This is a genomic window from Bacillus sp. DJP31, from assembly GCF_049310945.1.
Taxonomy (GTDB): domain Bacteria; phylum Bacillota; class Bacilli; order Bacillales; family SA4; genus Bacillus_BS.
The window spans coordinates 18,721-32,535 of record NZ_JBMERO010000024.1 but is presented as its reverse complement, the minus strand read 5'-3'; the positions used below and the strand labels follow the sequence as shown (position 1 = coordinate 32,535).

Annotated in this window: 12 protein-coding genes; all 12 read right to left on the bottom strand. The window is 37.9% G+C overall.

The features are described from left to right. Positions 1–6 precede the first annotated feature (6 nt). Complete coding sequence (gene mazG / locus ACOI1C_RS17705; protein WP_422511924.1) at positions 7–1,467, bottom strand: nucleoside triphosphate pyrophosphohydrolase; 1,461 nt, start codon at positions 1,465–1,467, stop codon at positions 7–9. Between the two features lie 24 nt (positions 1,468–1,491). Next, positions 1,492–3,096, bottom strand: coding sequence for a putative polysaccharide biosynthesis protein (locus ACOI1C_RS17700; protein ID WP_422511923.1), 1,605 nt, complete (start codon positions 3,094–3,096; stop codon positions 1,492–1,494). Between the two features lie 136 nt (positions 3,097–3,232). Beyond that, on the bottom strand, positions 3,233–3,769 hold the full coding sequence (spoVT, locus tag ACOI1C_RS17695; protein ID WP_422511949.1) for a stage V sporulation protein T: 537 nt from the start codon (positions 3,767–3,769) through the stop codon (positions 3,233–3,235). 189 nt (positions 3,770–3,958) lie between these two features. After that, complete coding sequence (gene mfd / locus ACOI1C_RS17690) at positions 3,959–7,495, bottom strand: transcription-repair coupling factor (protein WP_422511922.1); 3,537 nt, start codon at positions 7,493–7,495, stop codon at positions 3,959–3,961. A gap of 90 nt (positions 7,496–7,585) precedes the next feature. Further along, a complete protein-coding gene (locus tag ACOI1C_RS17685; RefSeq protein WP_422511921.1) occupies positions 7,586–7,816 on the bottom strand; it encodes an anti-sigma-F factor Fin in 231 nt (76 codons plus the stop codon). Positions 7,817–7,958: 142 nt separating this feature from the next. Continuing rightward, complete coding sequence (pth, locus tag ACOI1C_RS17680; protein WP_422511920.1) at positions 7,959–8,522, bottom strand: aminoacyl-tRNA hydrolase; 564 nt, start codon at positions 8,520–8,522, stop codon at positions 7,959–7,961. A gap of 177 nt (positions 8,523–8,699) precedes the next feature. Next, entirely contained in the window at positions 8,700–9,332 is a 633-nt protein-coding gene (locus ACOI1C_RS17675; RefSeq protein WP_422511919.1) for a 50S ribosomal protein L25/general stress protein Ctc, read from the bottom strand. Between the two features lie 98 nt (positions 9,333–9,430). Next, complete coding sequence (locus tag ACOI1C_RS17670) at positions 9,431–10,381, bottom strand: ribose-phosphate diphosphokinase (RefSeq protein WP_422511918.1); 951 nt, start codon at positions 10,379–10,381, stop codon at positions 9,431–9,433. Positions 10,382–10,406: 25 nt separating this feature from the next. Next, positions 10,407–11,780: a bifunctional UDP-N-acetylglucosamine diphosphorylase/glucosamine-1-phosphate N-acetyltransferase GlmU gene (glmU, locus tag ACOI1C_RS17665; protein WP_422511917.1), complete on the bottom strand. Its 1,374-nt coding sequence runs from the start codon at positions 11,778–11,780 to the stop codon at positions 10,407–10,409. A 293-nt stretch (positions 11,781–12,073) separates the two neighbouring features. After that, positions 12,074–12,376, bottom strand: coding sequence for a septation regulator SpoVG (gene spoVG / locus ACOI1C_RS17660; protein ID WP_422511916.1), 303 nt, complete (start codon positions 12,374–12,376; stop codon positions 12,074–12,076). Between the two features lie 205 nt (positions 12,377–12,581). Next, positions 12,582–12,956 carry a RidA family protein gene (locus ACOI1C_RS17655; protein WP_422511915.1) on the bottom strand — a complete coding sequence of 125 codons (375 nt, stop codon included), beginning with the start codon at positions 12,954–12,956 and terminating at the stop codon, positions 12,582–12,584. After that, the gene (gene purR / locus ACOI1C_RS17650; RefSeq protein ID WP_422511948.1) at positions 12,934–13,809 is read right to left on the bottom strand and encodes a pur operon repressor; all 876 of its coding nucleotides are present in this window, start codon (positions 13,807–13,809) and stop codon (positions 12,934–12,936) included. The genes ACOI1C_RS17655 and purR overlap by 23 nt, the downstream gene beginning before the upstream one ends. Positions 13,810–13,815 lie beyond the last annotated feature (6 nt).

Genomic DNA, 13,815 nt, shown 5'->3' with positions numbered 1-13,815 from the left:
TCCTTCCTATTTCTTTTTCTTAGACTCTTCCCAAAGTAAATCTAGTTCTTCGAGAGAAAGGTCCGTTATTTTGAGCTTTTTTTCATGAATTCTATTTTCCATGTATTGAAATCGCTTCATAAATTTTTGGTTTGTTTGTGAAATCGCGACTTCTGGATCGATTTGATAAAACCTGCCCAAGTTTACTAAGGCAAAGAGAATGTCACCAAACTCCTTTGAAGCTATGTCTTTAGTAGAATTCTGTTGGATTTCCATTTGAAACTCTTGTATTTCTTCATGAATCTTATCCCAAATTGGATCGACCTCTTCCCAATCAAAACCAACTTTTGCTGCTTTCTTTTGTATCTTATAGGCCATTAACAATCCAGGGAAGCTTTTGGGGATGTCATCAAATATAGATTCAACAGTCTTTTCCTTTTTCTCCTGCTTCTTGATTTCATCCCAGTGCTTCATGACATCAGAGGCATTCTCAGCCGTCTTATCACCAAAAACATGCGGATGTCGTCGAATCATTTTTTCTGTAACAGTTCGGATAACGTCGTTTATCGTAAACCAACCTTCGTCTTCTCCGATCTGTGCATGAAGCATAACCTGCAGCAGGACATCGCCAAGCTCTTCAATAAGGTGAGCGTCATCTTCTTCATCGATGGCTTCTATTGCTTCGTAAGCTTCTTCAAGTAAATAGGGCTTTAAAGAGATGTGGGTCTGCTCTTTATCCCAAGGGCAACCGTTAGGACCTCTTAATGCTGCGATAACAGAACGGAAAGTATCAAACTCCTGAATTAGAATGGCCTCTTCTTGGACAGGTGGAACGTATACGGTTGTTAGATTGTTTAAATTCATTCCGTGATCTAGCTCATATAGAGGAACCTTTTTTACAACCTGATTAGATGTACCAGCTGCTGTCACGATGTAAACTTCATAGTTATCAGGTAATCGCTGCATCAAAGTTAGCTTTACTTCTGATGCAACTAGCTGGTTATATACTTGGCAAATAACGATATGCTGCTTTATTTGTAATTCTGCACCTCGGAGATCTGTCCCATCTACCATTTGGAACCCTTGAATAGGATCTATTTCTAAAGCTGTAAACAAGGGATCCAAGAAACTGTTTCCACCTTCAATGACAACCTGAACACCTTCGATACGTTTATCTAGTAGCAATTGTACCGTTTTTTCTGCGACAAGGGGATGACCAGGTACAGCATAATAAATGTCATTCTCCTCTACTTTTTTACATAGGATTTCAACAATTTCTGTGTATACCTGTTCAAACTGATCATGCTTTTCATAAATTTCATCAAAGCTAGCAATGTTCGTTCCTTCTGTTTCTAATTCACGTATAACAGGATGATCCTTTGTTCTAGCATATAAAAGGGAACAATTCTGAATGGTTTTGTACATTTTCACAGATAGCTGATCTAGCTCACCTGCCCCAAGACCTATCACAAATATGGTATGTTTCAAACTCTTTCCTCCTCAACCTTTAAATCATTTTGCTTTTACTTTCTTCATATCATTCCATCCTGATAGCTCCTTTTTATCGAAAATCCTCAGCAAGATTATGAGGCCAAGGAAGACAATTCCCCCTACCAGCGAAGCACTTAAAGCAAAAAGAGAACTGACCAACCGACTATCTTCTAACGTGAATATTTTAAAATAGACCCATTCATATCCTTTTAAGGCGCCCCACATGCCTATCCCGGCGAGTGCTGTTTTGATAATGAGCTCAAACCGAAAAATAGAGCGGTAACCAAGCTTTCTATGTAGCATCAGACCAGTTAATACAGTCATCACACCAACAGCTATGACTGAAGATATAGCTGCTCCGAGTGTTTGATGCACTGGAATCAACCAACCATTTAAAGCCCACTTAACACTTACTCCAATTAGAACAAAGAACGCTGTAAGTCGGATATATCCTAAACCTTGTAAGATAGCAGAAGATGTTAGAGTCAACGATGTAAACAAAATGGTCACACTTAGAACAGATAGTATGTTAGAACCCGCCATATCTGTGAATAGCATGAAATTGGTGTATTTCATAATAGAGATTAGGCCAAGGACCGCTCCTGTCCCTACTACCAAGCTGATTTTCAAGGCTAGACGGGATTTTTCATGGATGAGGGCATTATTTTTCTCTAAAACTGCCTTTGCAATGGTTGGCACTAAAGATAAGGATAGTGATGTTGCCAATACAACACCTAGCTGTAATAAAGGTTGACCTCGGTCATATACCCCTTTGGTTACCATTGCCTCATTAGTACCTTGACCTGACTGAAGTAACAGCGTATATAGCGTGAATGAATCTACTAGTTGTAGAAGTACAAGAATCAGTCCAGTTGTACAAATTGCCATACTGCTTATTAATAATGTTTTAAATGGAAATGCTCGTATGCTTCGTTTTGAAAAAACAGCTATGTATTCTCTCCAAATTATTGTCCCAGTATTTCCATCTCTACTTCTAAAGAAAAGCAGCACTGCAATTGCTGCAAAGCCTCCGGTAATTGACCCTAAGACAGCACCTGCTCCAACCTCATAATAATTAAATCCTTCAGAGACAAGATAATAAGTTAAAAGCAAAATAGTTGCTACACGAATAAATTGTTCTACAATCTGTGATAATGCAGTAGGAACCATGTTTTCATGCCCTTGAAATTTCCCTCTTGATACAGCCAATAACGGTAAAAGTAAAAAACTAAAAGAAACCATCTTGATCGGCAAGTTAAGCAATGGATCACCCATCCATGTAGCAATCCTTGTTGAAAATCCATATAGGATACTGAATAGAAGTAAGCCGAACACTAGAAGTGTGCACAAGCTAAATGTGAGAATCCTACGTTCACTAGCCTTTGAATCTTCTCTAACTTCTGAAATCATTTTTGATATAACTACCGGAAAACCATACAAAGAGAGTGCAAGTGCAATACCGTAAAATGGATAAACTTGCTGATATATAAAGAAGCCTACATCTCCCGCAATATTTTGATAAGGTATTCGGTACATTGCACTAAGGATTTTTGACAGTAGACCCGCTATTGTTAGTAGAAGAGTACCATGCAAAAAGGTTTGTTTTCTTGAGTTAAAGACCTGCATTCCCTTAGCTTCCTTTCATTGTAAGTTGCGCAAATATTATAACACACTTGGAAAGCTGGGACGCTTTTGATTAGCAACGTACTTTGGGCTTTATAAAATAGCAATGGGACAGCTTTTGCTGTCCCATTTCAGTACGTTATGACTCCATTTGCCTTGCTAAGAACCCTGCGGCTGTTTCAACTGCTTTTTGCTCAACTTCGCCTACTGTTTTTTCTTTCGAAAGGATAACCACAGCTCCAATAGGATCTCCGTTGGCTATGATAGGCCCGATTGTGTAAGAAGCAATGGTTTCTTCGATTCCTTCCACAATCGCCACTTGTTTTTCTGTTGTCTCAATTACTGGGCTTCTATCTTCCATTGATTTTTCAAGAATCTCACTAATATTTTTATTTAAGTATTCCTTTTTTGAACCTCCCGAACATGCTATGAATACATCTCGATCACAAATTAAAATGGTATGTCCTAAGCTATCGAATAATGCATCTGCGTATTCTCTTGCGAAATCACCTAGCTCACTTATAGGAGAGTATTTCTTTAAAATGACTTCACCATCACGATCAACAAAGATTTCAAGTGGATCTCCCTCACGAATTCGAAGTGTTCTTCTTATTTCTTTCGGAATGACCACACGACCTAAATCATCAATTCGACGAACTATTCCAGTTGCTTTCATCTTAAGATGCCTCACTTTCATATGATGATGGATAATTCTTGGTGACTGAGTTGTTATTACCATTTTTGTATAAATCACCTTTTGTTGAGATTAGTATCCTACACATAATGAGTTCTATACGTAAGCACTCTTAAAAATATCTCGATTGGAATAAGTTACTAATTCGTGCTTATTTTAAGAAAAATCTCTTTAACTAGGTACTGATTCCTTCTTAAACAAAGCTGGTATTTTTGACAATATCTTACCCGCTGTTGTAAACCATTGATCTGCTGAGAGGCCTTTTGTGTCAATAATTAGTTTGATTTTATTATTATCCATACCAAAATTAATATAAGGAGCAATTTTGTTTGCCTGAACAAAAAGTTTACCAGAATCGATGACTCGGCTATCTGCTTCATTTAATACCATAATGATCTCATTCTTTACTTGCTTAATCGATTCTACCTTGGCCAAAATAGCTAATATCTTTAGTTCAGATAGTTTGAGTAAGTAATCTACTTCAAGTGGATAGTCCCCATACCTGTCGATCATCTCTTCTTGTAGCTCTATTAACTCTTCCTTTGAAGAAATCCCCTTAAACCGTTTGTATATCTCTATCTTTTGCCTTCCATCTTTTATATACACTTCCGGTAAATAGGCATCAAGGTCAACGTCAATTTCAACTTTTGCTACCTTACTCTCTTTTCTTGTACCTCGTTTTGCTTCAACAGCATCCTGAAGCATCTGGGAATAAAGATCAAAACCAACAGAATCAATAAATCCATGTTGCTGAGCACCCAGTAAGTTTCCAGCTCCGCGTATCGATAAATCCCTCATCGCAATCTTAAATCCTGACCCTAGCTCTGTGAATTCTTTAATGGACTGTAATCTTTTTTCAGCTACTTCTGTTAGCACCTTATCTCGTCTGTAGGTGAAATAAGCATAGGCAACCCGATTAGACCTGCCTACTCGACCTCGAAGCTGATAGAGCTGAGACAGACCCATCTTATCTGCTTCATGAACAATCAATGTATTAACATTTGGTATATCCACACCTGTTTCAATAATGGTCGTGCTTACTAAAACATCAGCTTCTCCCTCGAGAAAAGTAAGCATAACAGACTCTAATTCATTCTCATTCATTTTCCCATGGGCAGAAATGACTTTAGCCTCTGGAACAAGCATTGAGATTTCTCCCACTTTTCGTTCAATATCCTCTACTCGATTGTAGAGAAAGTAAACTTGACCACCCCTTGCAAGCTCACGCTCAATCGCTTCTCTTGTAAGAGCACCATTATACTCCATTACATATGTTTGCACAGGGAAGCGGTTTTCAGGTGGTGTTTCGATTACCGATAGATCCCGGACCCCAAGCATTGACATGTGAAGAGTTCTTGGGATTGGAGTTGCTGTCAATGTTAATACATCAACATTCGTTTTAAATTGTTTAATCTTTTCTTTATGCGTTACACCAAATCGTTGCTCTTCATCAATAATAAGTAGTCCGATGTCCTTGTACTGAATATCCTTAGATAGGAGACGATGGGTTCCTATTACGATATCAATCGTTCCCTGTTTAAGGCCTTTAATGGTTTCGGTTTGCTGCTTTTTCCCTCTGAAACGATTTAATAACCCAATTTCAATTGGATGATCTTGAAAACGTTCTTTAATGGTCTCGTAATGTTGCTGAGCTAGAATAGTCGTCGGAACAAGGAAAGCAACTTGTTTTCCGTCCATAATCGCTTTAAAAGCAGCACGAATGGCCACTTCCGTTTTTCCATAACCAACATCTCCGCACAGGAGTCGGTCCATCGGTCTTTCCCGCTCCATATCTTGCTTAATTTCCTCAATTGAACGTAATTGATCTTCTGTTTCTTGATAAGGAAAGGACGTTTCAAATTCATGTTGCTCGATACCATCCTTTGAGAAGGCATGTCCTCTACTTGCCTCTCGTTCCGCATATAGTTTGATTAGGTCGTCCGCGATATCTTGTACAGAGGACTCTACCTTCGTTTTAACCTTCTTCCAGTCGGTACCACCTAATTTATAAACCTTTGGTTCCTTACCTTCAGAGGCTACATATTTTTGCACTTGGTCAAATTGATCAATTGGCACATATAACTTGTCATTGCCCAGATATTTAATATGAATATAATCCTTGTGAACACCGTTAATCTCGAGCGTCTCAATGCCTAGATATTTTCCGATACCGTGGTTGATATGAACCACATAATCCCCTAATTTTAATTCAGAATAATTCTTTATTCGCTCTGCATTTGAGAGCTTCTGCTTTTTTTGGGTACGCTTTGGGGCCTGCCTTTTGAACAATTCCTCTTCTGTGATTACCGCTACCTTTTGCATCGGAAACTCAAAGCCATCTTTTAGATTGCCTTGCATGATTTGAATTCTGCCCCTTACAAGAGGATCGTTTTTATTAATTTTGACTGCATCGATTTCATAGTCCTCTAATACATGCTCTAGTTTTTTGACCCTCTCCTCTGTTGCACCAAGGAAAACTACTGCATACTGGGATTTTTTCCATCGATCTAATTCTGCGGTTAATACATTCATTTGACCATGAAAGGATTGCATTGATTTGCATGACATATTCACGATGTTTTGTGGATTCGTATGTGGCACATGTCGTAAAAATAAAGACATATAAATCACGGCTTTTTGTGCTCGGTATAAAATTGTATTAAAAGAATGAGAAAATTGGACATCATGAATAATTTCACCATCTGCTAGTAGAGAGGTATACCATTCTAATTCCTCTTTTTCTAATGTTTCAGACATTTCTTGGACACGGCTAATCTCGTCTATGATTACAATCCCGTCTTGAGGCAAATAATCTAGTAAACTAGCAGGATTTTCATAGAATATTGATAGATACTTAAACATCTGCTGAAGTACCTGTCCGTTTTTCACTTGCTCTAATTCATGGGAAATATTTTCAGCGAGCAACTTTTTGACTTTATCGTCTTTTAGTTTTTTTAAGGATTGCCCTAACCCTTGTTCAAGCTTTTTGCTACCACGTTCTAACTCATCATCATCAAAAAGCATTTCTGTTGCAGGGCCAAATATAATTGAGTCCAGCTTATCTTTTGATCTTTGCGTTTCTATTTCAAAGGTACGAATAGAATCAACCTCTGTATCAAATAGTTCAATTCTAACTGGTAACTCCTCCGTGAGAGGATATATATCAATAATTCCTCCACGAATGCTAAATTCCCCAGGAGTGGATACCATCGAACCCCTCTCATACCCCAGTTTAACTAATTGAGAAGTTAACTCATCAATCGATAGATCATCACCTACCTGGATAAGTTGCTGTACACTTTTCCATTTGTCTCTACTCGGAATGAGTCTTCTTAAGCCAGCGACTGGAACTATCATAACTCCCTTGTTAAACTGACTCCAATAATTCAATACTTCGATTCTTTGACTCTTTAACTCAGGACTAGCAATTCCTATCTCAGAAGATATTAGTTCATTAACTGGATATAAAAACACTTCGTCTTCAGGAATAAGTTCAATTAAATCATCATAAAGCTTCTGGGCGTGGAAGAGGTTGTGAGTCACCACGAGCTGCGGCCTTTGTAAGGTTGAATAGATAGAGGAGATTAGCACTGTTCTTGCTGAGCCTGATAAACCAGCTACCAACTGCTCTCTTAATTTACCATCTAAGCCATTTATAATTACTTTTACTTCTTCATTGTTCATAAAGAGGTCCTTTAAACCTTGCAATATGAGTCCCCTCCTCTCATTATTTCGTATATCTCAATCAGTGAAAAATTTAATCCAAACAGAAAAACGCCTTGGCACATAATCCAAAGCTTACTGTATAAATGTCTGGTTTTCATGAAAATGAGGATTTCTATTTAATGCTTCATGGCAATCTTCGCATATTGTCTTCACTTGTATATCTCCATTATCCTGATAAGATATCATATCGACACGCTCTTCATTATCTAATTGATGGAAGCCGAGTTGTTCACTGAATACCGACTTTCTATCAATTATTCCAACGTTTACCCCACAATGGCGGCATAAATAGTGAATGGACATCATGTACCTCCTAGCATTCCTTTACCATTATTATGAACGCTATGGGAGTTTCTTATTCAATATTGTATGTATATGATAGGCGAAAATACCGATTTCGTAAAACTTCACTCATTGTGATAAGCGAAAAGCAAGGACTGGTACCTTAGGATCGGTTGAAAAGATTCATCACATCAAGAAACGTGTGATTTGTCCATTTTTCACAGGCATCGGCCGACGCTTTAATCGAATCTACTACATCTGGAATTTCTTCAGGTGAAAATTTTCCTAACACATAATCTGGAACTTTCATCCCGTTTTGCGGACGGTCTACCCCAATTCGGATTCTCTTAAATTCCTGTGTCCCTGTGTGCTGAATAATCGATTTCATTCCATTGTGACCGCCAGCACTACCCTTTGTCCGAAGACGTATCTTTCCTACAGGCAAATCCAAGTCATCATAAATAACAATAATATCATCTATGCTGATCTGGTAGTAATCCATTAGTGAACGTACAGATTCACCAGAAAGGTTCATATACGTTAATGGTTTTAATAGGACTACTTTTTCATTATGAATGACGCCCGTTCCAAAAAGTCCTTTAAATTTTTCTTTATCAAGAGATATGGTATGGCGATGAGCAAGCTCATCCACGGCAATAAACCCGACATTATGTCTAGTTTGTGCATACTGTCTGCCAGGGTTACCCAGTCCGATTATTAGTTTCATTATGTACCTCCAAAAGCATCGATCCGTTATTAGTCAAATTAAAAATGATAGGTTACCTAACATATACTTCATTTTACCCTTTTTATTTATATTTTGAAACTCTTCAGTTGGGAACACAAAGAAAAAACGCAACCTTTCTCGAGGTTACGTTGTTTCTCTAGTTTTTACACACTCACTTTATTTCTCTTTTTTGTCACCAGCTGTACCTTCATTTGTAACTTGTCCGCTTTGAGTTTCGCCTGCTTCAACTGTGTCCTCTTGCTTAGGTGGAAGAACAGATGCAATGACTTGATCATCATCATGATTAATTTCGTATTTTGCATTTGCCTTGATATCGCTAACCTGAATGTTTTCATTAACATTGAGATTCGTTATGTCTACCTCAATAACAGATGGAATATCACCAGGGAGTGCAGTTATGCTCAGTTGGTGAGCTGCTTGTTGAAGAACTCCACCTGACTTCACACCAATTGATTCACCTACTAAATGGAGAACTACCTCGACACTAACTTCTGATAACATGTCCACTACATAGAAGTCAGCATGAATAATTTCAGATTTTAGAGGATCAGTTTGTAGATCGTGAAGCATAACCTGAAGATTTTCTCCATTTCCAGACAAAGTTAAAATTCCATTTCGTCCTACCTCTTTGATTGCCTTTCTAAAATCAACACTATTAATAGCAACAGGTTTACTTTCCTTTTTCTTTCCGTAAACCACAGCTGGAAAACTACCATTTTGTCTAAGAATTCGGTTCTCGGAATGCTTTAGATTCGTTCTTTCTTCCATTTTTAGTGTCATTGTAGCCATAAAAAAATTCCTCCATTTGATAAAGATAATATAGGTTGCCCTATTTACCTTTACCCAATAGAAGAAAATCTAAACAATTTATTCATCTAATAATTTTTTTAGTCAAACAACATGCTTATAGATTGCTTTTCATGCACACGAATAATGGCTTCTCCAATTAAAGGAGCAACAGACAGCTCCGTTACCTTTTCTACCTTTTTCTCATCACTCAAAACAATAGAGTTCGTTACAACTAATTCTTTTATCTTTGAATTGTGAATACGCTCAATTGCTGGTCCAGAAAGAACAGGGTGTGTGCAGCATGCATAAACCTCCCTTGCACCATTTTCAATTAATGCATTTGCTGCCAATGTGATAGTTCCAGCCGTATCAATAATATCATCAATTAAAATAGCCGTTTTACCTTCGATATTGCCGACAATATTCATCACTTCAGCAACGTTAGGCTTTGGACGTCTTTTATCAATAATAGCAATTGGGGCTTTTAATCGGTCCGCCATTTTTCTAGCACGTGTTACTCCACCATGATCTGGAGACACAATAACGATATCATTTAGATTTTTCCCTTCGAAATAATCAGCCAAAATAGGTACTCCCATTAAGTGGTCGATTGGAATATCAAAGAAGCCTTGAATTTGTGGAGCATGCAAATCTAATGTAATCACACGACTTGCTCCTGCTGTTTCAAGTAGATTGGCTACAAGCTTAGCTGTGATTGGTTCACGCGATCTTGCTTTTCGGTCTTGCCTAGCATATCCATAGTAAGGCATAACGATATTAATTGTATTGGCAGAAGCTCTTTTCAAGGCATCAATCATGATTAAAAGTTCCATAATATGCTCATTTACTGGTGCACTCGTTGATTGAACAACATACACATCACAGCCACGGATACTTTCTTCAATATTGATTTGAATTTCTCCATCACTGAACCTAGAAACTGAACATTTACCCAACTCCACTCCAATGACATTTGCGATCTCTGAAGCAAGCTTTGGATTAGAATTTAATGTAAATAGTTTTAAACTTGAATCGGAATATTTAGACATGAGTCTTTGAACCCCTCCACATAGGTTATTCTTTGCTTGTTAAACGACTCGCATAGTTCTCTTTATTTACTTGTCTTGCTCTCGCTATCGCTAAAGACCCGCCAGGAATATCTTTATTAATTGTTGATCCAGCAGCTACATATGCATTTTTCCCTACAGTTACAGGAGCAATTAAGTTTGAATTACATCCAATAAATGCTCCGTCTTCAATCGTGGTTAAATATTTCTTTTTTCCATCATAGTTGACTGTAATAGATCCGCATCCTAAATTAACATCAGATCCAATTAATGCATCCCCAATATAGCTAAGGTGGGACGCTTTACTTCCCTTGCCAAATACAGCTTTCTTCACTTCTACAAAGTTCCCTATCTTCACATTATCCATAATTTCTGATTCGGGACGGATGTGGGCGAATGGACCAATCGCGACATGGTCTCCAATTGAACTATTATGAGCAACAGATTGCCTAATGATTGTATTGTTTCCAATTTGACAATCCCTTATCTCCGTATTTGGACCAAGGATTGAATCTGATCCTATTATGGACTTCCCTGTAATCATCGTTCCAGGATAAATGACAGTATCTGCACCAATCATTGTATCAGCTGAAATATACGTGTTAGACGGATCAATAATTGTTACACCATTGACCATATGCTTACGATTAACTCGATCTTTCATAAAGGCCTCGGCCTGTGATAAGGCAACACGGTCATTGACTCCTAGTGTCTCTTCAAACTGCTCCGTTTGATAGGCTGAGACCGTGTCACCTGCATTCTTTAATATTTCAATAACATCTGGTAGGTAGTATTCGCCTTGTACATTTTCATTTGAAACCTGTTTTAATGCTTGGAAAAGGGATTCATTATCAAAGCAGTAGGTTCCCGTGTTTATTTCTTGAACCATTCTCTCTTCATCGGTTGCATCCTTATGCTCAACAATTCTTAAAACGTCTCCGTTCGACTCACGAATAATTCGACCATATCCCGTTGGATCCTTAGCATAAGCAGTTAGGATACTTGCCTTAGCACCTAATTTCTCGTGATGCATGAGGAGAGCTTCCATTGTTTCAGCTCTAATTAAAGGAGTGTCCCCGCAGATAATAAGAGTGGTACCTTTTTCACCCTCAAGTAAAGAGCTTGCCTGCATGACGGCGTGTGCAGTACCCAATTGTTCCTCCTGAAGAGAATACTGACTTCTCTCTCCGATGAGGGACTGAACAAGGTCAGCTCCAAATCCGATGACGGTAACAATTTTATGTAATCCTAGTGTAGAAACTTGATCTATGACATGCTCTACCATTGGTTTTCCACATACTGGATGAAGCACTTTGTAGAGCTTTGATTTCATACGAGTTCCTTGACCTGCTGCTAGAACAATGGCATACCGATTCGTCATAGTAACCCCCAAATTCATATTTTTACCTTCAGAAAATTTGTTAAAATAAATCAAATAAAGCTGAATGTGAACCTGATTATCCACTACGAATATATCTTAAAAAAGGTTCTATTTCAAGGAAACATAATAAGTAAGAATTGTTCAGACAATAATTGACGTATTTTAGACATATAATAGGTAATATTTGGCGAGTTTATGTATAAGACCAACAAGACCTCTAAGTAGGGCCTTTCTTACTAGTTTAGGGCATAAAAAAGAGCCTTGTCTAAAGGACAAAGACTCTCTAAAAGAACTTAAGATGCTCCCGCTTCTTCAAGTTCAACTTCTAGCTCAATCTCAAGTTCACCTACACGATGATACTCTGCTAATACGGCATCCTGGATTTTTCCGCGAGTGGATGAATTAATTGGGTGAGCGATATCACGAAACTCCCCATCAGGAGTGCGCTTGCTTGGCATTGCAACAAACAAACCATTGTTTCCGTCAATAACTCTAATATCATGAACGACGAATTCATGATTAAATGTAATTGATGCGATTGCTCGCATACGTCCTTCGGTATTCACGCGGCGTAATCTTACGTCTGTAACTTCCATTCTTGTTCACCACCTTTTACCATGATAAATCTTAGTTAAACTAATTCAACAGAATTTTCCGTTTTCCTGCTAATTATAAAAATATTTTTTAAATAATCATTAAAAATGCGCACACTATAGTCCCGTTTGTGAAATAGTTCTAATTCCTTATGAGTTTCCCAAAAAAAAAAGCCTACCTTCGCATTTGAGGGTAGACTTTCTAGATTTATTTTGTCCAAGCGATTACTTCAATTTCTACTTTTACGTCCTTTGGCAGTCTAGCTACTTCCACACATGATCTCGCAGGTTTATGTTCTGAAAAGTATTCACTATACACTTCATTAAAGGAAACAAAGTCATTCATGTCCTTTAGGAAGACCGTTGTTTTTACAACCGTTTTGTATTCAGCGCCTGCTTCTTCTAAAACTGCCTTTAGATTTTTAAAGACTTGATGAGTCTGTTCATGGATGTCTCCCGTGATCAATCCGCCCTCAGCTGTTAATGGTATTTGGCCTGAGCTATAAAACATATTGTTGATAATAATTCCCTGTGAATACGGTCCTATTGCTTGAGGAGCATTATTCGTTTGAACTACCTTCATTCCACTCACCTCCAAGATTTGGTACAACACGATCATAATGAGTAATAAAATTCCCTGCTACTACTTTTATGGCTTTTTCTTTCATATTAACTTCAGATAGTTGAACAAGTGAATAATAATCATCTACCAATCTCTCGTCTAAATCCTCTGACTCAACCATGACTCCTATTCCAGCAACCTTTGCCTGAAATTCTTCAAGTAAACTGACCATGCCATTAATGGTTCCGCCTGCTTTCATAAAATCATCAATAATAAGGACGTTAGACCCTATTTTTAGACTTTTTCTTGCTAGTAACATCGTTTGGATTCTCTTGGAGGAGCCTGATACATAATTAATACTCACCGTTGAACCTTCTGTTACTTTGCTGTCACTTCTTACGATCACGACAGGAACATGTAGATAATTGGCTACTGCATACGCTAAAGGAATGCCTTTTGTCTCCACTGTCATCACAACATCTACTTTTTTATTAGCAAACAAAGAGGCGAACATAAGACCAATTTTTTGTACAAGTGCTGGGTTCCCTAAAATGTCTGTTAAATATAAGTATCCACCTGGTAAGAGACGGTCCGGCTTCTCAAAAATCTCGCACAACTCATCTATAAACAAAGTGGCTTCTATTTTTGATAGGCTAGGGATAAATTTAACGCCACCTGCTGCTCCGGCTACCGTTGAAAGAGAACCTACACCTGATTCTTCAAAGGTTTGTTTAATAATACCTAAGTCCTCACTTATAGAGGATTTTGCCGATTGGTATCGTTCTGCAAAATATGTAAGTGGAATTAACTCATTGGGATGCTGTATCAAATAATAGGTCATATCTATAAGTCTTCCGCTCCGCTTAATTTTCATCATGGC